The sequence below is a fragment of the Agriterribacter sp. genome (assembly GCF_035445465.1).
Lineage (GTDB): Bacteria > Bacteroidota > Bacteroidia > Chitinophagales > Chitinophagaceae > Agriterribacter.
This window is the reverse complement of sequence record NZ_DAOMQT010000060.1, coordinates 1-25,092: the sequence shown is the minus strand read 5'-3', so window position 1 is coordinate 25,092 and position 25,092 is coordinate 1. Positions and strand designations below refer to the sequence as shown.

Annotated in this window: 22 protein-coding genes; 18 read left to right on the top strand and 4 right to left on the bottom strand. The window is 43.7% G+C overall.

Going from position 1 to position 25,092, the window contains the following annotated elements:
* The first annotated feature begins 174 nt into the window (after positions 1-174).
* The 5 genes from PLE34_RS19000 to PLE34_RS18980 are packed head-to-tail and all read left to right on the top strand — an operon-like array spanning position 175 to position 4,497.
* Positions 175-855 carry an RraA family protein gene (locus tag PLE34_RS19000; RefSeq protein WP_324559515.1) on the top strand — a complete coding sequence of 227 codons (681 nt, stop codon included), beginning with the start codon at positions 175-177 and terminating at the stop codon, positions 853-855.
* An 18-nt stretch (positions 856-873) separates the two neighbouring features.
* Entirely contained in the window at positions 874-1,647 is a 774-nt protein-coding gene (locus tag PLE34_RS18995) for an SDR family NAD(P)-dependent oxidoreductase (protein WP_324559513.1), read from the top strand.
* Between the two features lie 53 nt (positions 1,648-1,700).
* Positions 1,701-2,834: a mandelate racemase/muconate lactonizing enzyme family protein gene (locus PLE34_RS18990; RefSeq protein WP_324559511.1), complete on the top strand. Its 1,134-nt coding sequence runs from the start codon at positions 1,701-1,703 to the stop codon at positions 2,832-2,834.
* Complete coding sequence (locus PLE34_RS18985; protein WP_324559509.1) at positions 2,831-3,712, top strand: RidA family protein; 882 nt, start codon at positions 2,831-2,833, stop codon at positions 3,710-3,712. The genes PLE34_RS18990 and PLE34_RS18985 overlap by 4 nt, the downstream gene beginning before the upstream one ends.
* 20 nt (positions 3,713-3,732) lie before the next feature.
* Complete coding sequence (locus PLE34_RS18980; RefSeq protein ID WP_324559507.1) at positions 3,733-4,497, top strand: creatininase family protein; 765 nt, start codon at positions 3,733-3,735, stop codon at positions 4,495-4,497.
* A gap of 60 nt (positions 4,498-4,557) precedes the next feature.
* On the opposite strand, the gene PLE34_RS18975 is transcribed toward PLE34_RS18980, so the two are convergent.
* Positions 4,558-5,445: an AraC family transcriptional regulator gene (locus PLE34_RS18975; RefSeq protein ID WP_324559505.1), complete on the bottom strand. Its 888-nt coding sequence runs from the start codon at positions 5,443-5,445 to the stop codon at positions 4,558-4,560.
* Between the two features lie 163 nt (positions 5,446-5,608).
* On the opposite strand from PLE34_RS18975, the gene PLE34_RS18970 reads away from it, so the two are divergent.
* The 5 genes from PLE34_RS18970 (at position 5,609) to PLE34_RS18950 (ending at position 11,279) form a co-directional block, all read left to right on the top strand.
* Complete coding sequence (locus PLE34_RS18970) at positions 5,609-6,934, top strand: DUF6807 family protein (protein WP_324559503.1); 1,326 nt, start codon at positions 5,609-5,611, stop codon at positions 6,932-6,934.
* A gap of 70 nt (positions 6,935-7,004) precedes the next feature.
* Positions 7,005-8,357 carry a Gfo/Idh/MocA family protein gene (locus PLE34_RS18965; protein WP_324559501.1) on the top strand — a complete coding sequence of 451 codons (1,353 nt, stop codon included), beginning with the start codon at positions 7,005-7,007 and terminating at the stop codon, positions 8,355-8,357.
* 48 nt (positions 8,358-8,405) lie between these two features.
* Positions 8,406-9,440, top strand: a complete 1,035-nt coding sequence (locus PLE34_RS18960) for a Gfo/Idh/MocA family protein (protein ID WP_324559499.1) — start codon at positions 8,406-8,408, stop codon at positions 9,438-9,440.
* 73 nt (positions 9,441-9,513) lie between these two features.
* A complete protein-coding gene (locus PLE34_RS18955; protein ID WP_324559497.1) occupies positions 9,514-10,845 on the top strand; it encodes a sugar MFS transporter in 1,332 nt (443 codons plus the stop codon).
* A gap of 122 nt (positions 10,846-10,967) precedes the next feature.
* Positions 10,968-11,279, top strand: a complete 312-nt coding sequence (locus tag PLE34_RS18950) for a DUF3784 domain-containing protein (protein WP_324559494.1) — start codon at positions 10,968-10,970, stop codon at positions 11,277-11,279.
* Positions 11,280-11,362: 83 nt separating this feature from the next.
* Here the strand turns inward: PLE34_RS18950 and PLE34_RS18945 are convergent, their stop codons facing one another.
* Both PLE34_RS18945 and PLE34_RS18940 read right to left on the bottom strand, forming a co-directional pair.
* The gene (locus PLE34_RS18945) at positions 11,363-13,558 is read right to left on the bottom strand and encodes a glutamine synthetase III family protein (RefSeq protein WP_324559492.1); all 2,196 of its coding nucleotides are present in this window, start codon (positions 13,556-13,558) and stop codon (positions 11,363-11,365) included.
* Between the two features lie 154 nt (positions 13,559-13,712).
* A complete protein-coding gene (locus tag PLE34_RS18940) occupies positions 13,713-14,969 on the bottom strand; it encodes a hypothetical protein (RefSeq protein WP_324559490.1) in 1,257 nt (418 codons plus the stop codon).
* A gap of 115 nt (positions 14,970-15,084) precedes the next feature.
* Between PLE34_RS18940 and PLE34_RS18935 the strand changes: the two genes are divergently transcribed.
* The 8 genes from PLE34_RS18935 (at position 15,085) to PLE34_RS18900 (ending at position 24,567) form a co-directional block, all read left to right on the top strand.
* Positions 15,085-16,242 (top strand): glycosyltransferase family 4 protein, encoded by a 1,158-nt coding sequence (locus PLE34_RS18935; RefSeq protein WP_324559488.1) that lies wholly within the window; start codon positions 15,085-15,087, stop codon positions 16,240-16,242.
* Positions 16,243-16,397: 155 nt separating this feature from the next.
* Complete coding sequence (locus PLE34_RS18930; RefSeq protein WP_324559486.1) at positions 16,398-17,561, top strand: patatin-like phospholipase family protein; 1,164 nt, start codon at positions 16,398-16,400, stop codon at positions 17,559-17,561.
* A 3-nt stretch (positions 17,562-17,564) separates the two neighbouring features.
* Entirely contained in the window at positions 17,565-18,974 is a 1,410-nt protein-coding gene (locus tag PLE34_RS18925) for a TRAFs-binding domain-containing protein (protein WP_324559484.1), read from the top strand.
* A 15-nt stretch (positions 18,975-18,989) separates the two neighbouring features.
* Positions 18,990-19,670 carry a hypothetical protein gene (locus tag PLE34_RS18920; RefSeq protein ID WP_324559482.1) on the top strand — a complete coding sequence of 227 codons (681 nt, stop codon included), beginning with the start codon at positions 18,990-18,992 and terminating at the stop codon, positions 19,668-19,670.
* Between the two features lie 6 nt (positions 19,671-19,676).
* On the top strand, positions 19,677-20,846 hold the full coding sequence (locus tag PLE34_RS18915; RefSeq protein ID WP_324559480.1) for a toll/interleukin-1 receptor domain-containing protein: 1,170 nt from the start codon (positions 19,677-19,679) through the stop codon (positions 20,844-20,846).
* 95 nt (positions 20,847-20,941) lie between these two features.
* Positions 20,942-21,748, top strand: coding sequence for a toll/interleukin-1 receptor domain-containing protein (locus PLE34_RS18910; protein WP_324559478.1), 807 nt, complete (start codon positions 20,942-20,944; stop codon positions 21,746-21,748).
* A gap of 173 nt (positions 21,749-21,921) precedes the next feature.
* Positions 21,922-23,460: a PorV/PorQ family protein gene (locus PLE34_RS18905; protein WP_324559476.1), complete on the top strand. Its 1,539-nt coding sequence runs from the start codon at positions 21,922-21,924 to the stop codon at positions 23,458-23,460.
* A 189-nt stretch (positions 23,461-23,649) separates the two neighbouring features.
* Complete coding sequence (locus PLE34_RS18900) at positions 23,650-24,567, top strand: SPFH domain-containing protein (protein WP_324559474.1); 918 nt, start codon at positions 23,650-23,652, stop codon at positions 24,565-24,567.
* 13 nt (positions 24,568-24,580) lie between these two features.
* On the opposite strand, the gene PLE34_RS18895 is transcribed toward PLE34_RS18900, so the two are convergent.
* Positions 24,581-24,985: a cupin domain-containing protein gene (locus tag PLE34_RS18895; protein WP_324559472.1), complete on the bottom strand. Its 405-nt coding sequence runs from the start codon at positions 24,983-24,985 to the stop codon at positions 24,581-24,583.
* Positions 24,986-25,092: the final 107 nt, after the last annotated feature.

Sequence of the window (25,092 nt, the reverse complement as noted above, 5' to 3'; positions counted from 1 at the left end):
CCTGCCTGCCGGCAGGCTTGTGTCTTAGTGGCATATCTTCTATACCGGCCCTTTTGAGACAGTCTTGGGGAAATCGCCGTGGTACGTGCACGTACCACCACCAGGGCTTCTTTTTATCTAAGTTGACGGCTATGGTGGTGACACCAGCCGGCGACAATTATTAAAAACATATTTATGAAAAAATGGATTAATGATGACGCGTTGTTTACTACCATGAAACAGGACTTATTTCCAGCAGTTGTTGGGGATATCATGGATCAGGCTGGTTTGGTAAATCAGTTTTTGCCTCCCCAGATCCGGCCATTGCATCATACAATGATAGTAGTGGGAAGAGCAATGACGGTATTGGAAGCAGATATTGACGACAATATGAGCGCGCAACTCCTGGAAAAACCTTTCGGGCTGATGCTGGAAGCTTTAGATGATTTGAAACAGAACGAAGTTTACATCTGTACAGGCGCTTCGCCCACTTATGCGTTATGGGGTGAGCTCATGAGCACCAGGGCAGAAAAATTAGGATGTGCCGGTGCCGTGGTGAATGGTTATTCAAGAGATACCAAAGGTGTTATACAATTAAATTTCCCCACATTTTCTTATGGCGGGTATTCCCAGGATCAGGGGCCCAGAGGTAAAGTAATAGATTTCAGAACAGAGATCAAGCTCGGGGAAGTAACGGTTAAACCCGGTGATATTATTTTCGGTGATGTGGATGGTGTATGCGTAATACCACAGGACAGGGAAGAAGAAATCATTACCAAAGCCATAGAGAAATCGCTAAAAGAAAATATAGTTAAACTAAAAATTAAAGAAGGAATGAGCGCCTGCGCGGCTTTCTCAGCTTACGGGGTAATGTAACCTTATAACTATTATACAATGAATCTAACCGGGAAGAACATTTTAATATCAGGAGGAGGAGGCTACGGCGTTGGTGGTGGCATTTGTAAAGCGCTTCATGAATATGGCGCACGGCTTATTATAAACGAAATATGTGAGGAAAGAATTGAAGCGGTTTTAAAAGCCTATCCCGATGCCATACCGGTAATTGCAGATGTCAGCAGGTATGCTGAAGTGGAAGCCATGTTCCATCGTTTGGAAAAAGAGGTGGGTATTATTCACGGGCTTGTGAATAATGCCGGTGTGGGGTTGAGCCAGTCTGCACATGAAACAAGTGAGGCGGAATTTGACGATCTGTACCAGGTAGATATAAAGGGCGTTTGGATGATGTCAAAGTTTTTTGTTAAACAGCTTTTACAGCATCAGTCGGGAGGCAATATCGTAAATATTTCATCGGTTCACGCCCATGCTACCATGTCGAGATATGCGGTTTACGGCAGCGCCAAGTCTGCAGTAGAGGGTTTAACGCGCGGCATGGCGGTAGAGCTGGGAAAATACGACATAAGGGTAAATGCAATAGCACCCGGCTATGTTCATGCCGAACAAAACTATGACCTGATCAGAACCTGGACCAGTGAGGCCGAACAATGGGTGCAGGACTACATTCAAAAAGGGCAGGCGATACCACGCGCGGTACAGCCGGAAGATTGCGGCTATGCTGTTGCATTCCTGCTTTCAGACCTGGGCAAATCCATTACCGGTCAAACCATCTGCGTTGACAATGGCGACACCATTAAACTGTCCGGAGTTTAGCATATATAACAACCCGGCATAAAAAACATTTAAGATCATAAAGCTTTTGCAAAGTGAAGATTTCCAGAATTACATGCTACGAGGTACTTGTTCCTGCCCGCGAAGGCGCCATTGACAGCAAGCAGGTGAGCAAACCCCTGCATAAGCTGCCTGTGGGCGCCATGGAGGGCTGGAGCCTGCAGTTTGATCAACTTCCAAAGCTGCTCATTAAGATGGAACTTGAATCCGGGATTGTTGGCTGGGGAGAGCTTTACCGGAATCATAACTGGGCTACTGTAGATGCTATCATCCATACGCTTTTGGGCAGGGACATAGAAAGCCTGAGCCTGCAACATCTTCCCTTCACTTTTTGCAGGGAATACGATGGTTTTGAATGTGCTGTGTGGGATGCTTATGCCAGGTTGCATAACATGCGTGTAGTGGATTTGCTGGGAGGACCATGCAAACAAAAAGTGAAGGTAAGCGCATGGTCAAGCCACAGGGTCATTGAGGAGGTGGAAGACCTGGTAAAAAACTACCACGCTTTAGGATATGACTGTATCAAATTCAAGTGCGATTTGCAGGATGATGTACAGGGCTGGTGCGAAACGATTGCAACAACGGTTCCTTCCATGCAGGTAATACTGGATCCCAATGAAAGATGGCAATATGCTTTTGAGGCCCGTAAAAGAATTGACGGACTAAAAAATATCGGTAATGTATTGTGCATAGAGGATCCGGTTCCGCGCTGGAAGCTAACGGAATATGCTTCATTGAGGGCCTATAGCTCCATTCCTGTTGTGCTGCATGTTTCTTTGCCTTATTTACTGGATGGGCAACGCATAAAGGATGCGATCCAGGCAATTCAGCTTGAAGCAGTGGACGGGTTTAATTTTAACGGCGGATTGGCCGATTTTCAACGCCTCGACCATATCGCTTCTGCTTCCGGTTTGCCATGCTGGCACGGATCAGAGATAGATCTTGGCATACTCGAAGCCATGTATGTGCACTGCTCATCCGCTGCGGCTTCCTGCACCTGGCCAAGCGATATCTTTGGACGGTTAATAAGAACCCATGATTTACTTAAAACGCCCCTCCTGTTTGAACCCCCTTATGTATACCTGCCACAGGGAAATGGGTTAGGCGTTGAGCCCGACCCGGATGCAATAGCTTATTATCAAACCGCCAAAAAAGAATATCATTTATGATAATACAAAATCCATTTCCCGAAACAGACAAAGACCGGCGGTATATTTGGGAAATGCTGATGAAAAGGGATATAGAAGCATTCATCCGGGAAGACTGGTCAATGATAGCCAATGATTTTATAACAGACGGATTCATAGGCATGGACGCCTGTTTCTCCAACAACCCTGATGAATGGGAACTTAAATTTCCTGAGGTGGAATTATACAGGACGGCGTGGCTGGAACAATCCAGGTCTTTCAAAGAAACCAAATGGGCGGAAGATGCCGCCGCCGGCCTGTGGCGGGTAACGACCATCAGTGATATAGGTTTAGGCGGCAATACCGCATTAGTAAGAAAAAAATTTTCCGGCGATATTGCAAAAACAGATGGTCAAAAAATTACACTGAACTGGCAAAGCTTATTTTATTGCCGCAAAACAAGTGGCCAGTGGAAGATCGCCGGCTTTACGGGCTATCTTCCTTACAATGTTGTGCCGGCAGCGCTTCCGGGTAATACAACCATGCACGTACCTGCTCATGCTGCGCAGCATAAAACGGCCGGGCCTTATTCGCCTGTATTAATTGTTGAAGGAAAAAAGCTGGTGGTCATTTCCGGCCAGGCTGCTATAGACGCTGACGGAAATATTAAAGGCGATACCATTGAGGCACAAACGATATTTACACTGCAGAATTGCAGTAAGGCCCTGGAAAGTGCCGGATGCACGTTGCAGGATGTTTTTAAAGTAAATGTATATATGAAAGACCTCGCCCGGTGGGAGCAGTTTAACCAGGTATACCGTAAATATTTTTCATCTCCCCTGCCGGTTAGAACTGCTGTTCAAACAGGACTGTTACCCGGCTTGCTGGTGGAAATAGAATTGTGGGCTGTAAAAAATTAGATGCATAAATTGTATTTATTATGATATGGGATCAGCTTACTTCAAATCAGATAGCGGGGCTTGATAAAGGTATCCCGGTGTTATTACCTGTATCGGCTACCGAACAACATGGCGCCCATTTGCCATTGGCAACAGACAGGATTATTGGTGAGCATTTTTTGTATACACTCAATAACCGCATTAACCCCAATATGCTTATACTTCCCTCCGTAGGTATAGGCTGCTCCGATCATCACATGGATTTTGAGGGAACCTTAACTTTAAGTCACCATACTTTTTCGCTGGTAGCAAAAGAGATTATTGAATCGGTTTTACATCATGGCTTTTATAAAATAATATTGTTCAACAGCCATGGCGGTAACCAGGGCATTGCACAGGTAATACTTGAAGAGTTGGGCTATAAATACCGTCATGCGCATTTTGTGTCTGTAACCTGGTGGGTATTGGTTAGGGAAGCTTTGATGAACATCTCAGAAACAGGAGTTGGTGGCACCGGGCATGCCTGCGAACTGGAAACCTCGGTTATTGAATTTGCAGCCGGCCATCTGGTTGATAAAGACCAAATCAGAAAAGGCGCGAATGAACCCACATTCAAATGGGCCGAAGGCGATATGCTGCATGGTTCGCATGCCACCAGTTACAGAACAATGAAAGCCGCCACTTCAAACGGCATTTTTGGCGATCCCACAAAAGCATCCCTGCAAAAAGGAAAACGTATTACGGAATCTGTGGTAAAGGCAATGGAAGCATTGATTACTGATCTTCTGATCATGGACAAAAAATAAGCGTGGTATAGCTGCGCAGATCGTTGCCTGTAGCTGTTCTTTCTTAATGGACTTTGTATTTTATTTGTTTTTTTCTGCCTTTAAAAGGCTGGGCGCGGAACCCGTATATTTTTTCATCACGGAACTAAAATGCTGGGGAGAGGAAAAGTTAAGTTCAAATGCGATCTGTGACAAAGGCATAGAGGGCTTTTCCAGCATTAATGATTTGGCCTTTTCAATGCGTTTCCGTTGTATATAATCCGCAGGTGTAAATCCTGTTAATGCTTTAAAAAGATTTTTAAACCTGGATTCAGAGAGAAATGTTTGCCTGGCAAGCAAAGCAATTGAAATGTTGTTGTAAATATTTTCATTTATAAATTCAAGGGTTTCATTTATCCTTGCATGATCCGTATCACTACCGTTTTTTTCGTCTTTATCTATACAGTCGAGCAACAGCAACAGGAAATTTTGAATAAGCAGGTTTACTCTTATACGTCTTATCCTTTCTTCTTTAATATTCTCATAGATGTTAAATACATCTTCCAGCATCTGCTTTAACTTTGTTTCCCCCTTAAAATGCCGTTTATTTTTGCGGATGAGGTTGTGACATAAATAAGCCAGGTCTCCCGCATCATTTCCATTTGAAAAAGAGCGCGCGGGGGGAAGGCAAATGATCAGCCAATATAACAATCCCTTTTCTTCCGGGTATCCACCGGAGCCGTGCAGCTCTCCTGGAAAATGAATAAATACATCACCTCCTCTTACTAAATACCTTTTATCATTCACACAAAACCACTGGCTTCCCTTGTCATAATAGCATATCTCAATCATGTCATCGTGTACATGATCGGCAAGGTTACCTTCCGTCTTGTTATAGTTATACTTCCCGAGAACGATCAGATCTTCATAACCGTTTTTTCTGAAATCAATGATCTTCCTCGTTTTTGTACAGTTTACATCAAGCTCCATAATAACAATAAAATATCTGGTTTTAAATCTATACTCGTTTTTTAAACTTATAAAAAAGTACTATGCTATGATTGTATGAATCTTTTTATTTGAAAGGTACGAAATTTATCACTACAAGATTTTAAACCAATTGGGACCATGATTCCGATTTAAAAAAGATAAGATGAAAAAAATATTATCGATGCCAGTTTTTAGCCTTTATTTGTTGCTGTTGGCAATAGTATCATGTTCTGTTGGTAAAAAAGTTCTGATCATAGAGCAGGATATAAATCCGTTCATTCAAACGGGATCTCCCATGTCTGTTGAAACGGCCTTGGACAATGATCTTTTGAAGGCTGCCGAGCAGGGGCGTCTGGCCATTTTTGATCTTTCGGGCAACAATGAAAATAAAAAATTGATCCCCGCTCAGCTGGAAAAACCTGAAGCCGGAGCAAATGTAAAAGTGGTGGCAATGGCACCTGGCGGGCCGTCAGAGCATCAGAAATTTAAACTAACGGCAAGCGAAGCACCTTTTAAAACGATCATGAAAGTAAGCCAGGATCCGGGCACGGGTCAGGTTTTGTTTGAAGAAGACGATAAAAGAGTATTGCAGTATAATTACCAGACCGTTTATGATAGCACTGTTGTCCGTCTTCCCGGTGAGCCTGTAGAAGTTCATACCCGAACGGGAAAGGATACTTTTCAAACAGCCAGCATATATGCCGTTCCACGGAGCGATTATATACACCCGTTGTATGGATTGGAAGGTGAAATGCTGACCAGGGATTGGCCCGATGGAGGACACCCTCATCATCGCGGGATCTTCTGGGCCTGGCCGGAGGTGGAAATCGGCACATCACGCAAAGGCGATATATACGCCCTTCAGAAAATTTTTGCCCGGCCAACCGGCAAAATTGAATTAACAAGCGGAACAGTTTTTGCCCAGGTTGCCGCGGAAAATGTATGGATGTGGGAAGACAGGGATTCAATTGTACGGGAAGAGGCGGTTATCCGGGTATATCCTGCAAAGGCAAATATCCGCATTATTGACCTGTCAATTAAATTAGACGCTTTGGCAGACAGCATTACCATAGCCACCCGCGAAACGAATAGTTACGGTGGTCTTAATTTACGGATGATGACCCCGCAGAACCAGTTGATATCTTATTTTGCCGATCAGCCCGGCAGCGCACCTTTACGCGCATGGTCTGATTTTAACGGAACATTTGAAGGTAACCCGTCACCTTCCGGCTTAATGGTAGTGCAGCACAATGGAAATCCCGAATATCCCGGAGCCTGGGTTGAATATCCAAATTTAGCCTGGGTGCAGCCTACATTTCCCACTTCGGGCACCCGGTTCCCTTTGCTCAGGGGTAAACCCCTGGTGCTGCATTACAGGCTTGTTGTACACGCCGGGGGAAAGCCTGATGAAAATCTTTCAAAAATGATCTGGGATGCTTATAATCATACATTAACACCCCTTTACCTGTTCAGCAACCCGGTAGAATAGGAAATTTAAAAGTATATCTGTTATCATTGTTCTATCCTGATATAATTATTTAATAAACCATTGATTTGTTATGAAAAGCAATAAAAAAAAATCTCCTTTTTCCCGCAGGCAATTTGTGAAAAGTATGTCTGTGGCGGCAATGGCAGCGCCGTTCACTATGAATTTCTCCGGGCTCAGCGCAAAAGGTGTTTCTGCACCGAGTGATAAAATAAATCTTGGGATCATTGGATGTGGCGGATTGGGTAAAGCAAATCTTAATGCATGTGTTGCCCACCCTGATGTGGTGGTTACTGCAGCCTGCGATGTATGGAAGGAACGGTTAGATCCTATAGTAGAGCGGTTTAAAAAAACGTGTACAGGATATACCGATTACAGGGAACTGCTCCGCCATAAAGGTTTGGATGCCGTTATTATTGCCACTCCCGCGCACTGGCATGCCATTCAGGCCATTGAAGCTGCAGAAGCAGGACTGGACATATACCTGCAAAAGCCCATGACAATGCACCTGGGTGAAAGCCTGGCTGTTCGTAATGCCATAAGAAAGCACAAGAACATCTGCCAGGTAGGAACACAGATCCATTCGGGCGACCATTACCGCCGCATGGTTGAACTGGTACGATCCGGGAACCTGGGGGATATAGGTACCGTGCGTACCTTTTTTGTAATGAACGAAGCGCCCAATGGCATCGGACTGGGAAACAATACAAAGAACATACCTAAGGGAATGGACTGGGATATGTGGGTTGGCCCTGCGGAAATGAAACCATTTAACCCGAACCTGGTAAAAGATGCATTTTATCATTGTTTCTGGATGGATTACAGCGGTGGATGGACACCCGGCATGGCGCCTCACATCACCGACCTGCCCATATGGGCACTTCAACTGGACTATCCAACAGAGATCAGCGCATCGGGCGGAAGATTCATTATTAAGGACGACGGAGATGCCTATGACAACCATGAGGTGATCTGGCGTTATCCGAATCTTACCATGACATGGATGCAATCATCCAGCAACAGTTACGGTTTCGATTTTTTACGCGGACAGGAAAGCAAGCGTCGGCTGGGCATATATTTTCACGGCTCAAACGGAACCCTGCTCACCGATTACGATACCCACCAGGTACTGCCGGAAGGCGACAGGATGAAAGGGATGCAAACACCTGCACCATCTATTGCCTCATCGCCCGGGCATGAGCTGGAATGGCTGGATTGCATTAAAACAAGGAAACAGCCTTCCTGTAATCCTGAATACCATATAAAAGTTGACGCGCCCATTGCATTAAGTGTATTATCTATGAAGCTGGGCAGATCAATAAAGTTTGACCCTGCAACAGAAAAAATAGTGGGGGATGCAGAAGCGGCACGGCTGGCTATACCCGAATATCGCGCTCCCTGGAAGTTCCCTGCAAAATATTTATAAAGAGGCAAATGTGTGACGGTTTTTTGATCCCGGTAAATTTTAATAATTATGCGTAATACAGATCGAAGAAGCTTTATTAAACAAACAGCATTGGCCGGGCTGGGTTTGAGCTTTATACCTACCGCTTCCGGCATGTATAAAACGGATGCGGGTGATAACGGCAAAAGAATAGGAATGATCGGATTAGATACAGGCCATTGCGTTGCTTTTACACAAGCGCTCAATGATCCGTCAGCAGGCGACAGGTTTGGAGGATTTAAAGTGGTTGCCGCATATCCGAACGGTACAGACAATATTACGGAATGGAAGAACAGGATACCGGAATTTACCAAAGAAGTAAAAAGTCATGGTGTTGAGATTGTAGGTTCTATTGACCAGCTATTAAAAAAGGCTGATGTGGTTATCCTGACCTGCATAGACGGGAACAAACATCTTGAACAGGCGCTGCCGGTACTGAAAGCCGGTAAAAAATTGTTTATTGACAAACCTTTCGCGGGTTCATTACGGGACGCTTACGCCATAGCAGCGGCGGCCCGGCGTTATAACACACCCATGTTTTCAGCATCTTCCTTAAGGTATATTGATGGGGCAAGGGAAATTGCGGAAGGCAAAATCGGGAAAGTTACAGGGGTGGAAGCTTATAGCCCGGCTCATATTGAAGCACATCATCCGGATTTATTCTGGTATGGCGTGCATGGCGTAGAAATCCTTTTTACGATCATGGGTACGGGTTGCAAAAGTGTAAAAAGAACTTTTACAAAAGGTACGGATATGGTTGTAGGCTTGTGGGAAAATGACAGGATTGGCAGTTTCCGCGGTATAAGGGAAGGACATGGCAATTATGGCGCAACTGTGTTTGGAGAAAAGGGAATAACGGTTCTCGACAAATACCAGGGATACATACCGCTTCTCGAAAAAATTACAACATTCTTCAGTACAGGCATTGTTCCTGTTAAGATAGAAGAAACACTGGAGATATTTGCTTTCATGCAGGCGGCGGAGGAAAGTAAGGCAAAAGGAGGGATTGCAGTAGACATTGCTTCAGTTGTACAAAAAGCAAAGGGTAAGGAAGAGATATCATAAAAAGTTTAGTTATACACTTCAATAATAAAATAGCAGCAATTGTATAAGCAGCAGTTGTATTAATCCAGGCATCATGCAAACAGAAACCATAATTCCGGTCAAAACCCGGAACAAGGCCATCTTCATCATCGGCGTTTTATTTTTCATTTTTGGTTTTGTAACCTGGATCAACTCTGTTCTGATCCCTTATTTTAAGCTGGTTTGCGACCTCAATACAGGGCAGGCCATGCTGGTGGCTTTTGCTTTTTATATTTCCTATTTCATTATGGCTATCCCTGCATCTTTCCTGCTGAAGAAAACAGGTTTCAAAAACGGGATGGTGCTCGGGTTAATGATCATTGCTGCAGGAGCGTTGCTATTTATTCCGGCGGCTGTAAACCGTACTTACATGCTGTTCCTTCTGGGCCTGTTCATACAAGCCACAGGGTTAACCATTTTACAAACGGCATCAAATCCGTACGTTACCATCATGGGGCCTATTGAAAGCGCAGCTAAGCGAATCAGCATCATGGGCATTTGTAACAAAATTGCCGGCGCTATTGCTCCCCTTGTGCTCATTCACAGCCTTACCAAAAACCCGGATGAGATTGACCAGTTGCAACTGCAGCTACCCGGTCTGTCGCTGCAGGAACAAACCGTTATACTCAATGAATTGTCTTCCCGGCTGATCGTGCCCTACATTATTATAGCATTGGTGCTGGTTGGGTTAGGTTTAATGATAAGAATGACCCGCTTGCCTGAAGTAAAACCTCCGGATGAAGATTTTAGCGGAGAAGGAATCAAAAATAACAAGACAAGTATTTTCCAGTTCCCTTTTTTATTGTTGGGCGCCATAACGATCTTTTGTTCAACGAGTGTAGAAGTACTTGTTGTTGATTCCATTATCAACTATGGCCAGTATATGGGCCTCAGCTTCAGGGAAGCGAAATTTTTTGCATCCTATACCCTGCTGATCATGGTCATAAGTTATTTAACAGGAATAATTGTCATTCCCAGGTTTATCCGGCAGCAACGGGTATTGCAATTATCTGCCATTACCGGCCTTGTGCTTTGCGTACTGGCGATTCTGATTTCAGGCAAGGCCTCTGTGTGGCTGATTTGCTTACTCGGACTTTCCAATGCTTTATTATGGCCTTCCATTTGGCCGCTCGCAATTGACGGGCTTGGGCGGTTTACCGAAAAAGGATCTGCATTATTGATAATGGGTATAATCGGGGGAGCGATCACGCCGCTTTTATACGGCTATATCAGCGACAGGGTTGATCCTCAGCAGGCATACTGGATCATGGTGCCCTGTTATATATTCATCTTGTTTTTCGCGGTTAAAGGCCACAGGATAGGTAAAATTTCCGGCTTAAAACCCCGGCTTAAAGCCGTGCACGCACCGGGCAAAGCAGCCGAGTAAGGATTTATAATAAGCGGCTTAGTCTTTTCCGGATAATTTGATTAAAGCAGAACAAAAATCAATACCCCGGCACCGGCCTTAAAAAATAGCCGTAAATAATCCGGATTAAGTAACTTCCATAAATGATGGCGGCGTGGAACATATTTACCGGGATATTTTTTATTGTATTAGGGTTTCTTGTTAAAAACTTTCCCCTACTCATCATAGACTATCGTATGATGACCAAGGAACAAAAGAAAAATGCTGATATTGAAGGACTCACCCGATTCTTAAAAAGAGGATTAATAGCAACAGGCGTTGTCATTATAACCGGGTATATCCTTTTCCGCTTTTTACAAATGCAGCATATTGCAAACTGGATAATGTTACCTGTTGGCTTAACAGGCATTATGATTCTTGTTATTGTATCTCCGAAGTATGATCATACTAAATAATACTCCCCCCTGATCCGCGTTTCATGACTCAAAATAAAATACCCCGGCAGTACCGGGGCATTTGTTCATTAGCGGTTATAAAACTATCTTAAAAATAATAACTCGCGGTATTTAGGCAACAGCCAGTACTGGTCGTCTACCAGCAATTCCAGCTTATCTACATGGTACCGGATCTTATCAAAATGCGCGTCCTTAACCTGGCTTTGGTACGCTATGGCCTTGGTGCGGGTATCTTCTATTTTGTTCACTATCTTTCTCGACTCAATCATTTTTTCAACACCGTCGGCTACTTCGGCAATATGCTCCGATATCTTTTCAAGGATCTGCAACTGGTTGGCGTAAGATGCTTCCGGCAGCCCCAGGTCCTTCAGTCCTTTGATATTGTTAATAAGAATGTTCTGGTATTTTACGGAGCTGGGTAAAATATGACTGGTGCAAAGTTCGCCCATGATGCGGCTTTCGATCTGCACTTTTTTAATATATTTTTCCAGCTCAATCTCGTGCCTCGCTTCCAGTTCGGAGTGATGATAAATACCCAGGTCTTCAAACATTTTTTTAGCGCTGTCTGTAACCATCGCGTCCAATGCCAGTGGCGTTGTTCTTACGTTAGGCAAGCCGCGGCGTTCTGCTTCATGATGCCATTCATCGCTATAGCCATCTCCTTCAAATAATACTTTTTCGGAGCTGGTTATGTATTCACGGATGACCTGCATAATGGCAATTTCCTTTTTGTCGCCTTTCTCAATCAAAGCATCCACTTCTTTTTTAAAGTTCGTTAAGGTTTTTGCCATTATCGCATTGAGGGTGGTCATAGGAATACCGCAATTGGCTGTAGACCCTACAGCACGAAACTCGAACTTGTTGCCCGTGAATGCAAATGGAGAAGTACGGTTGCGGTCTGTATTATCCAATAAAAGCTCAGGAATATTTTTATGGATATCCAGTTTCAAAAGAATTTCATCCTGTTCAGTGAAATTATCGCCCACCCTTGTTTTAATTTCAGTTAAAACCTCATTCAGGTATTTACCGATGAAAACGGATATAATGGCGGGAGGCGCTTCATTGGCGCCCAGCCTGTGATCATTACCTGCAGATGCAATGGAGGCGCGGAGGAGCTCAGCATAGTCATCCACAGCTTTAATTACATTTACAAAAAAGGTAAGGAACATCAGGTTGGTTTTGGGCGTTTTACCGGGTGCTAAAAGATTAACGCCGGTATCGGTTGACATGCTCCAGTTGTTGTGCTTACCACTACCATTAATACCTGCAAAGGGCTTTTCGTGCAACAGCGTTACCAGGTTATGGCGCCGGGCGATCCTGGTCATCAGATCCATTAAAAGAATATTATGATCTACGGCCAGGTTAGCTTCCTCAAAAATAGGGGCACACTCAAACTGCGCCGGGGCTACTTCGTTATGCCGGGTTCTTAAAGGAATACCCAGCCGGTACGCTTCCTCTTCAAAATCTTTCATAAATGCATAGATCCTTTCGGGAATAGACCCGAAATAATGATCTTCTAACTGCTGACCTTTAGCAGGCGAATGACCAAAAACCGTGCGGCCGGTCATCACCAGGTCGGGACGGGCATTGGCTAATCCCGCATCTATCACAAAATACTCCTGCTCCCACCCTAATGTGGCAATAACCCTTGTAATATTTTTATCAAAATAATTGCATACATCTACTGCAGATTTATTCAGGGCTTCCAGTGAACGGAGCAGCGGAGTTTTCGTATCTAAAGATTCGCCGGTATAAGAAACAAAAATAGTTGGGATACAAAGCGTGTTGGCATCGCCAATATTCATGATAAATACAGGTGATGTAGGATCCCAGGCGGTATAGCCTCTTGCTTCAAAGGTAGCTCTTAACCCGCCCGAAGGAAAAGACGAAGCATCCGGTTCCTGCTGTATCAGCGCGGCACCGTCAAACTCCTCAATCGGCGTACCATCGCCTTTGAGTGTAAAGAAAGAATCATGCTTTTCGGCTGTTGTGCCGGTTAAAGGCTGAAACCAATGGGTAAAATGGGTAACGCCTTTAGCTTCCGCCCAATGCCTCAGGCCTGCACTGATATGGTTACCCATCGTACGGTCTATTTTTTTACCGGTTTTAATGGAGGCAACCAGGCTTTTGTAGGCTTCATCACTTAAATATTCCCGGGCCGTTTTTAATGTAAATACGTTTTCTCCAAAAATGCTGGTTATTTTTTGATTCCCTTCTACAAGAATTTCTTTACCCAAACCAGATAAATGATTGATTGCATTAAACCGAAGTGATTCCATCTAATTTAAATTTAATATATTTTTTTTTATGATTATCAAATCAGGGGCAAAACTATTATTTTTTTGGAATAATCAACATAAAATTTTTAATAAATGCACATAAATCATTAAAAAATGTTCATTTACTTAAATAAAGTAAATATTATAATAATAATTAATTTATATACTTCCCGCCTTTCGGCCTAAGTAATGAAACAAAGGGGATCAATAAACAAACGATGTAGATGGCTTTATACCGTACTATAGCACCCGGAAACGGCACAGTATACCCAATAAGTAATAACCCGCTTAGCGCAATCATAACAAGAAACAGGTAAAAGGGTTGGGCAAGGCGGGGAACCATTTGCTTTCCGGCAGATACAGCAGCAAGTATAAGAACCAGTAAAATCAATAGTATTTCAACAAAAGCCATTAAATGAAAGGGACTCTTTATTTCTGTAATATACGGCCGTAAAAAAACATGATTGGCTGCCTGCGGCAGTATGGCTGCATAGCTTTTAACAGTGGGTTCCAAAGGAGTCAGGGGCAATACCGTATTGGCCTGCAGGGCTAAGAACTGGTGCTGCTTTTCTGCAAGCTTAAACGGCAGGTTTAACGCCGGTGAAAGATGCCCGGAAAGAAAGAAGAACAGGATGCCAAAGCTGTAAATGATCAGAAACGGCAGATAAGGCTTAACGGGGTATTTTACAGCAATCCACCAGGCAGCTATGGCAGGCAGCAGTATAAGCGCATTAACATTGCGCAATAAAAAAATAAACATAAAGCCGATAACCCCTACTGCCACTTTTCCTGCTGTTGGTTTTACCGTAATACAATAATGTACCGCATAAATCAGTATGCCTGTAAAGAATACAATTAAGCCGTCTTTGTCTATTCCGCTGTTCCAGAAAAGACAGGAAGGAAGGAAAAAGATAAGGCCAAACAGCAGCAGCCTGTTTTTTGGGGCATGTTTTTGTGCAATTATATACAGGCAGTAAAGTCCCCAGAAAGATAAAGCATTAAAAAAAATGACATTGATATAATAATTACCGCCACTGAACACATTAAAAATAGCGAGCAGCTTAATTAATAAATTCTCCCCGGCATTGCTCCAGGGAGCGTCATCGGCAGTGGAAAAAAGATCACCGGCATTGTTAAAATGCAGACCTGTAGAAAAAAAAACGGAAGGTTGTGTAAGCAGCTTATGACATTCAATAAGTGATTCTTCAAAATATGCCCAACTGTCACTCACCTCAAATACATGCGCGTACAGGTAGCCGTATGCAATTCCTGCCATTACTTTTAAGGCAAAAGCGCTTATCAGCCATTTGTCTGCAACCGGCTTTCCCTGCTTATGGTTTAACCGGCGAAACAACAGGCTGAAGCCGGTAACATATAACAGACCGGTAATAATATATAAAGTAAGATGCAATGCTGGTTAATAATAATTGTAAAGATGTGGTGCTAAAATAATCTATTGTACTTTGATTGAATAAATTTTCACCGTATTATCCTGAACCCTTACTTTTAAATGATTATAATTGAGTATGCCAAAAATTCTATTAGGTGTTTCCAGCTCGTTTTGTGCTAATTTCCTGAGAGGGCAGGTAGCATTTTTGGTGCAGCATGGCTTTGAAGTGATGATCGTTAGCGGGCCGGGAGAAGAGATCAGCATGCTGTGTAAAAAAGAGAATGCCCGGTTGTTTACGGTAGATTTTACTAAAAGGATCACTCCGCTTACCGACTTTTTTCAGCTTTTACGCCTCATCCGCCTCATCCGGAAGGAACGGCCCGACATTATTAATGCCGGCAATCCTAAATCGGGTTTTCTTATTATGCTGGCCTGCCGGATCACCGGGCATAAAAAAAGAATATTTACGCTGCATGGACTATTATCAGATACAAAAAGAGGTGTAATACGCGGGCTGATCACCGCCACAGAAAAGATATCATGTGGCATAGCACATAAAGTGATCGTAGTAAGCCCTACTTTAAAAGCCCATGCAGAAAAAAGAAAAATACTTCCATTGGGCAAAGGGATGGTAATAGGCCGGGGAAGCGCCAATGGTATTGACCTGTATTCGTTTTCAAGAAATGAAGCTATTTTGGCGCATGCCATGCAACTCAAAAAACAATTTGGATTCAATGGCAATGAAATTGTACTCGGTTTTATAGGACGGCTGTCGAAAGATAAAGGAATAGACATTCTTTTTGATGCATTTAACACGTTAAAAACAGCGTATCCGTTTTTACGTATGGTGCTCGCCGGCCCCATAGTGGAAGAGAACCTTTTTTCGAAGCGCCTGCTTCACCAGTTATATCATGATGAAAATATTTTCTATCCCGGTAAATTATCTGATGTAACGGCTCTTTATGAGATAATAGATATTTTGATCGTTCCCTCCTTACGTGAAGGCTTCGGCAATGTGCTGATTGAAGCCGCCGCTATGGAAACGCCTGTGGTTGCATCCGATATACCCGGTTGTAAAGACGCGGTGCTGCCCGGCATCAACGGCGAATTGTTTGAAAAGGGAAACACTGCTGCTCTTGCAGCCGTTTTAAAAAAGCTGATTACCAATAAGGCATTAAGACAGCAATACGGAAGAAACGGAAGAGAATTTGTGTGTGATCATTTTTCTAATGAAGAAATTTGGGCGGGGCAGCTGGAATTATATAAAAACATGTTGTTAACTAAAGGAACTTAACAAATCGCATGGATGAGATGCGGTAACTTTTTTACCTGCCGCCGGTTACAGGTTTGGTAACCTGTTTGGGGGATTGCAAATTAACACGTTAATGATTATATTAACGCTCAGATCATAACAAGCACATTCCACATCACTACACAAACCTCAACAACATGACACTTTCCGAACATTTGTCAAACAACAGTTCCCCCAAACGGATCCTTGCGCTCGATGGCGGCGGTATCCGGGGCGCCTTATCACTCGGCTATCTCCAGCGAATCGAAGATATTTTACGAAAACAGAATGGAAACAATAAAGCATTCCGGCTTTGTGATTATTTCGATTTAATTGGCGGCACAAGCACCGGTTCCATTATAGCATCGTGCCTGGCCATTGGCATGAAGGTGCAGGACATAAAGAATATGTATATGGAGCTGGGCGATAAAATATTCGGCAAAAAAAACAAATGGTGGAAAATTTTTGAAATAGATGACCTGCTAAAAGCCACCTATAAAGCCAAACCGTTAGAAGATGAGCTGCAAAAGCTATTCGGTGATATTAAGCTGGAAAGTGAGGAAATAAAGACAGGCTTATGCATTATTGCAAAACGTGCGGATACCAACAGTGTATGGCCGCTGATCAACCATCCCGGCGGCAAATATTTTAATAGTGCCGACGGACTGAACAAAGATATATTGTTGTGGAAGGCGGTAAGGGCAAGCGCCGCCGCACCTACTTATTTTTTGCCCCAGGTTATTGATGTAGGCGGCGGACTGCATGAAGCCGCCTTTGTAGACGGGGGGGTGAGCATGGCCAATAACCCGGCCTTACAGCTATTGATGGTAGCCACTTTACAGGGATTTCCTTTTAAATGGAAATGCGGAGCCAACAACTTACTCATTGTTTCCGTGGGTACGGGCATGAGCCGGTGGAAACAAATTCCGGCTGATGTTAAAAAGAACAACCTCCTGAACTGGGCAAAGCAATTACCCGATATGTTTATGCAGGATGCAAGCTGGCATAACCAGGCTATTATGCAATGGCTGAGCAATTCGCCTACCGCCTGGGATATTGACGGTGAAATAGGCAAACTCGAAAATGATTGTATCAGCGGCGCTAAAAAAGATGGCGGGCTGATGCAGTACCTGCGCTATAATCTCTGGCTCGATGCTGAAACGCTGAAGCCTTTAATGAAAAAGGATTACAAACAAAGCGAAATTGACGGGTTAACGGAAATGAGCAATGCAGCCAGCAGGTTTGAATTGTATGATATAGGCGTAAAAGCTGCTTCGAAGGAAGTGAAGGAAGATCATTTTGCTGATACCTTTAAACTATAGGAAATGGCAAGTCTTTGTTTCGTTCTGATGCCCTTTGGCGTGAAAACGGATGGCAATAAAAAAGAAATTGACTTTAATAAGGTATATAGCTCATTTATTAAAAAAGCGATTGAACAGGCAGGACTGTTGCCTGTACGTGCGGATGAGGAGAAAGGGGGCGGGCTTATTCACAAACCCATGTATGAGCGATTGCTTTATTGCGAATTTGCCGTTGCTGATCTCAGTTTTGCCAATGCCAACGTGTTTTACGAATTAGGCATACGTCATGCCGTTAAGCCCTATACTACCGTTAGTATTTTTGAGGCCAATACCAAGCTGCCCTTTGATGTGGCACCGCTGAGAGCTTTGCCGTATAACTTTGAAGCGGGAGAAATACTTGATTGTGCACAAAAGATCAAAGATCTCTCGGATATTATACGCACTAACCTCGATGCGCAGCAGGCACAGCCCGATAGTCCTATCAGTCAAATGATCCCCGCTTATATTTTTCCTGAATTAAATACACTGCAGGCCAAAGCCGACTCCTTCAAAGAAATCATAAATGAAACCAACAACACCAAGCAGCAAATACGGTCGCTGGTAAAAGAATGGCAACAATGGGATGTGAAGGATAAAAAAGCAGGCATCTCGGATGAAGAGAAAGCTTCGAATGAACAGGAAAAAATGAAGCTGACAGCACAGTTAAAAGCAATAGAAAAAGCGGCAGGGAAAGGATTAAAATATAACTATGATCTTGTTTATGCATTAATGGGCGCCTATAAAACCACCAATGCCTTCACCGAAATGGCAGCAATGATACAGCCCATGGTACAACGGGAAAGAAAAGGTGATATCTATCTTCAGCAGCAACTGGCGCTGGCATTAAACAAAACCAGGCACAGGGAGGAAGCGGAGCAGATCCTTAATGATATTATTAACAGGTACGGCGCCGATCCCGAAACCAACGGATTATTAGGTGCGGTATACAAGGGTTTAACGGACGATAACGCAGCTGACGATCTGCTGGCAGCGGCATACCGGCGTAAAGCCATAAAAGCCTATTTAGACGGATTTGACGCAGACCCCAGGGATTTTTATCCCGGCATAAACGCACTCACCTTATTGTTTTTTGAAAATGCGGAGGATCCGCGGTTCAAAAAATATTTTCCTTTGGTGGGCTACTCGGTAGAAAGACAATTAGAAGCCAAACAAAATAACTACTGGGTGCAGGCAACAGCGCTGGAGCTGGCTGCGCTGGAGCTTAACGAAACCAGCGCCAAACAATATCTTGCCGCTGCGCTAACCTGCAACCCGGCCAAATGGGAGAAAGAAACAACGGCGGGAAATCTGAAAAAGATATATACCAGCGCTGCACTGCTGCAAAGCAAAGAAAAACTGGCGTGGCTTATGACCTGTATTGAAAAACTCGGTTAATTTAAACCATTACTTATGGCCTACCGCGATCAATGGAAGATGCTCCATTTGCTCAACACGAGCATGCGCGGAGCACTTAAAGAAACAGAATTGATAGAAATGGGTATTGATTGCTATCCCGATACTATCCAGTACCTGAAGGATGATGGAATTGTTGAGATGGATAGTTCGGGTGCTTACAGCCTCAATCCTATTGTTCGCCGCATGCTCAACAAATTTATGATAGCAATGGGCGCCGGCGATATGAAGGAACTCTATGTTGATGTTCCCTCCTGCTTTATTGTTATGCCTTTTTCGGAGAAGTGGTCCGATACTGTATTTTACGATTTCATTCAGCCTGCAGTTATAAAAGCTAAAATGGAATGTGTTCGTGGAGATATGATCACGCGTGTGGGCAAATTATCTGAAAATATTGTAAAACAAATACAACGCACAGGACTGGTAATAGCCGATATTTCAGTAACCAATGCCAATGTATTTTATGAATTAGGCATTGCCGACACCATAGGAAGAGACGTTTTTTTGTTGTATGAAAAGCATATCGAACAAAACCTCCCGGCGGATATACAGGGGGCGCACTATTATGCGTACGATAGAAATAATATTCCGGAGTCGGTTGAACGCTTCGCTGAAAGTTTACTACAATGGAAAGAAAATTATCGTGTGGATATTACTTTAAAATATTGCCGTAAATAACTACAGATGCAGCTCCTTTCACAAATAACAGTAACCGCCGGCGAAAGAAAACCCGTTATTCAATTGCTGCTCGGTGATCTTTCCGCTATCCCTAAGGAACATGCTGTTGACATACTGGTAGTTTCTGCTTTTCCAAATGATTACACACCGTTAGAAGGCTCATTGTTCCTGGCGCTTCAAAAAAAAGGGCTTTTTGTTCGGGCATTGGCCGCAAATAAAGAAATGGACTTAGTAGCCCAATTAGGATGCTGGCTGTCTGCCCCGCTTTCTGCTGAACAAAAAAGCAAATTCCATTTTAAAAAAATCCTTTGTTTTGAGCCGCATTACCATTCTACCGAACCACAAACCATTGTAGGAAATATTTTCAGGTGCATTAACACTTTCGCCTTTGATGAAGACAATGATGAAATAGCTATGCCGGTGCTGGCAACAGGATACCAGAAAGTGCCCATACAAAAAATGCTGCCTGCTTTATTAGAAAACGCTGTTTTCTGGCTACAGAACGGGCTACCATTGAAATGCATCAAGCTGGTGCTATACCGGCAGGAACAGGCAGATGCGGCATTGCCTATATTTGAACCGGTAAAACAACGGCTGGTAAAAACAGTACAGGAGGAAATAAAAAATATAAGTGACATTCCCCGGCGGCCACCTGCAGTATCTTACCCCGAAGTTGCTGAACCCGAAACGGTTTATGCTCCCGGAAATGCGGAACGCCATAATGAATCAACCCGTGCAGCACCACCGGTAGCATTGCAACCCCATACCGCACCCCTTCCAACCTATGACCTGTTTATCAGCTATTCTCATAAGCAAACCGAAGCGGTACAGGAATTTGTAAAAGCCATACGGGAAAAGAAAGATGCGCTTAATATTTTTTACGACAGGAGCAGCATACCAGCAGGCGGGCTTTGGATTAGGAAAATTTCGGAAGCTATACAAAATTCAAAATCGGTACTCTGTATTTTAACACCCGAATATAGTAAATCGGATGTATGCTGGGATGAGTTTCAATGCGCCAAAGTAATGGAGCTGCGAACCAAAAAAAGCATCATTAAAACGATCAGTTTTATTAAAGACGAGGATATGCCACCTATGTTTGCCATTTACAGCTATATTGATTGTACGGAAGCCGACCTTCAGAAATTAATAAGCAGCGCCGGTGAGTTTTGTTAACGTAACCATAACCGCGCAAACCCGGAATGAAAGCTGAACGGGAATCAACGTCCGATCTGCCTTATGGAATTATTTCAATTATAAATAGTAAGCATATGGCTGACATATTTATAAGTTATTCCAGCGAAGATAAGACCAGGGTAAAAGCCATTGCCGAAACACTGGAGCATAAAGGCTGGTCGGTTTGGTGGGACAGGCAAATACCCGTAGGCCAGCGTTACGACACTGTTATAGAGCAGGAATTAAATAAGGCCAAATGCGTAATAGTAATATGGACGCAGCGTTCCGTAAATTCTGAATGGGTAAAGAATGAAGCCAGTGACGCGGCTCAAAGAAATATACTTGCACCGGTTTTACTGGAAGACATAACGATCCCGCTTGCCTTCAGGCGCATTGAGGCAGCCCGGCTTACCGGATGGAATGGAGAAAGGGATCACCCCGAATTAGAAATACTGTTCAGCGCGGTTGCCGCCATTATAAATGGCCCTACCATAACAAATACTGCAACTACGCATGATGCTCAAAGCGTTTTAAAAACGGAGGCTGCACAAAAGAAAAAGTATATCCTGCTAACCCTTGCAGCCTTAGGCGCGCTGTTGGTAGCTCTTGGAATTTTTTTCTTTTCCAACGAATCGCGTCCCCGCGTTATCCGTATTACCGGACAGGTGAAAACCGCCGCTGAAATACCCATTACAGGAGTGGAAGTAAACGCGGATGGCACCCGGTTTTATGCTACTACCATTACCAACGGAACCTATGATCTTCGCCTGGAAAATTATACAGTAGGCGATGAGGTTACGCTCACCACTTCCAACAAAGATTTTGAAGACAAAACCATCGCCGTAAAGATCAGCAGCAGGGAAATGAAAGTAGATTTTGTTTTAAACCCGGTTACCCGGTAAACCCGGCTTCTCCCACCCTTGATGTAATCAGCACCCGGCCTGCATGAGGAATACCTGTTCCCGCTAACGGCACTTTACCAATACCCGGTAACACCAACCGGATTTTAAGGTTGTATATGCTATTAGCAGTGAATAAAATAATAAACTTTATTCATTCATCTAAAATAACGGTCATGAAAAATTTCATTATATACGTGGCCCCGCTGCTGTTCTTATATAACACGGCCCGGGGGCAAACCCTTGTTATAAAAGGCAGGGTAAGATGCCAGAATGAAAGTGTACATTCTACCAGGGGAGCCGAAAACATTATTGTGGTGCCGGCCTTTGTTCCTTCAAAATCCACCATCACAGGCTCTACCCCGCCGGGTTATTTTGAATGCAATACCGGCGTGCCGTTTGCCAAACTGCAGGATAAGCAGGTAAGCCTGTACATCGTTTCGGGATGCAGCCAATGCAGTGAATCTGTAAAACGGGTATTTATTTCCGAAGACCAGGACAGGAAAAATAAGGATAAAGCAAAATCATATGTTACGGTAAAAGACTGGAAGTTTAATGCCAATTGCAGCGATATAGCATTGCCCGCATTCCAAACAGACAGCCTGCTGGGCGTTATCGCGCAGCAGCCCGAACAAAGCATAGGGCAAATAACCAATGCCACTGCCCTGGTGGGAGCACCCGCACTCCTGAACCTCCTCACCAACCTAACGCCCATAATAGGCATTGTATCGAACGCCGGAACTTTCGAGGCAAGGGAACTGGAGCCGGGTAAAATTGAGTATGGTCAGTTCCTGTTTACTTCGGCGTTAACGCACACCGCTAATACCGGCTTTAATTTTTCACCGGCAAGAGACATGTCGGAAGCCGTTTTCTGGAATCCGTCGGCAATCGTTAAAAGCAGCAATCCTTATAATATCAGCCTGCTTACCAATGTAAAAAACAATGCGAAGCTGGGCGGGTATTTCAGGGTGAATGACAAACTTTCTATAGGTGCAGGATTTATATACACGCAGCAGGATGAATACAGGGAGGCTTTGTTTGTAAAAATCTCAAACGAAGCCAATACTGTACGGATAGATTCCTTCCTGATAAAATTAAAGGAATATTCGGCTTTCCTGGCGCCCGCCATGAAAATAAATGACAGGATAAGCGTTGGATTAACCGTAAAATCTATATGGCAGCAATTTAACATTCCCAATATACTCCGGATATCCTTTGATGATAATGGCTCCACCACCAACACCTATACCGACAGTACCATAAAAAAACAAAAATGGGACATGGATGTATCGGCAACCTATAAAGTAAGCAACGCATTACAGGTGGGGATCAACCTGATGAACCTTGCAGGCACAACATTATATGCCGATGCGTTTGCTGCCGGCGGCAATAAGCAGTACAACACGCAAAATCAAAGAGCCATAGGGGTGGGCGCATGCTACAAATGGCAGCGTTTTAATTTTGGGACTGATGTAATTTTTACGGACGATGGCTTTTACGATGCGGCAATAGGTGTAAACTATGTGCCTTTTAACAATGCATTGCTTTCTGCCGGGCTGGCTGTAAAACAACTGAGCTTTTCCGCCGCTTTCAGGGTTAAACACTTCAGGATAGCTTATATTAATGACAATGACCTTATGGTAAATGAAAAAAGAAAGGGAAGATCAGGCATTTTAAATGGCAGTTTATACGGCGGATTTGTTTTTGATTTCTGAGCATACGGGGATCCAAAAGCGTTTCATCAATTATACCGGCATACCATTTAAAAAAGGAGATGAGGTAAATAAGCTTATCTTTACTAATCAACCCGGCAGAACAGCATACCCAAAAAAACAGGCAATTACCGGCCGGCACTTCATCAACATACATATTCATTTTTTACAATAAAAACAAAAATAGCAGCAATGGTATCATCAACAGCAATAATTATTGGAGCAGTATTGGCTTTTTTCTTCCTCGGCGTAAAAATAGTAAGACCAACACACAGGGGTTTAATTGAAAGACTGGGGAAATACAACAAGTTTGCCAATCCCGGGTTCCACTGGATCATACCGTTTATTGACAAAATGTATATCGTTAATATAACAGAACAGATGGTGGATGCGCAGCCGCAGGAAATCATCACAAACGACAACCTGAATGCAAGCGTTGATGCACAGGTTTATTTCAGGGTAGTAGAAGCCGAAGAAAGTGTAAAAAGTTCCCAGTATAACGTAAACAATTACAAATTACAGATCGTTAATCTTGCCCGCACAACACTAAGGAATATTATAGGAACGCTTACCCTCAAATCGGCAAACAGCGAGAGGGGAAAGATCAACGCCGAGCTGCATAACACCTTGCGCAACGAAACGGCAAGCTGGGGGATTATAATCGTACGAACCGAGTTAAAAGAAATAGATCCGCCGCGGGATGTGCAGGAAACGATGAATAAAGTAGTAAAGGCCGAAAATGAAAAAATTGCGGCTATTGATTACGCTACCGCGGCCGAAACAGTGGCTGATGGGGTAAAGCGGGCTAAAATTAAAGAGGCGGAAGGCTATAAAAGGGCTAAAGTATTACATGCCGAAGGAGAAGCGGAAGCCATTATGCTGGTGAATGAAGCAGCCGACAAATATTTTACGGGAAATGCGCAACTGTTAAAAAAGTTAGAAACGCTGGAGGCCTCGCTTAAAACAAATGCGAAGATCGTGATCCCTGCAGGCACGGAACTGGTTAACATTATTGGCGATATGGCCGGCGTATTGCCCGTGCATTTCAGGAAAGAAAAAGAGGGAAACGGCGAAAGCAAAAATTTTCAGCTTACCGGCAATGCCGAATAAAAAAACTGAAATTTTATTTTACCGGGGAAGTAGTAGCAAGCGTTAGCAGGAATACCGATTCCTGCAACGCAGTTACGCTGTGCGGCAAACCTTTATGCAGGGCTATCATCTGTTCCTTTTTCAATATTACCGATTCTTCATCCGTAGCAAAGCTAATTTCACCTTCCAGCACCTGCACACTAATGATCCCGGCGGCGGTATGCTTTGCCATAACAGCGCCTTCATGCAGGGCAACCAGTACTATGCTTAATCCATCGGTTTTATATACCGTTATCGCATTACGGTCGCTGTTATCCCAGGTGGCTTCCTTTTTTATTTGCCTTATAAAATCGGCAATATCCATACGCACCAATGGCGCATCCAGCACCCTGTCGCCTTCCGGCCTTGCTTCTGTTGATGCATTGTATTTCGCCTCCATAAGCATTATTTGAATTAAAACATAAATATAAGCTTTCCTGTGCCGCCACTACGTTATACCCGGATTAATATAAGGTTATTCCCCGATTAATATTAGCGCTGCCCGGG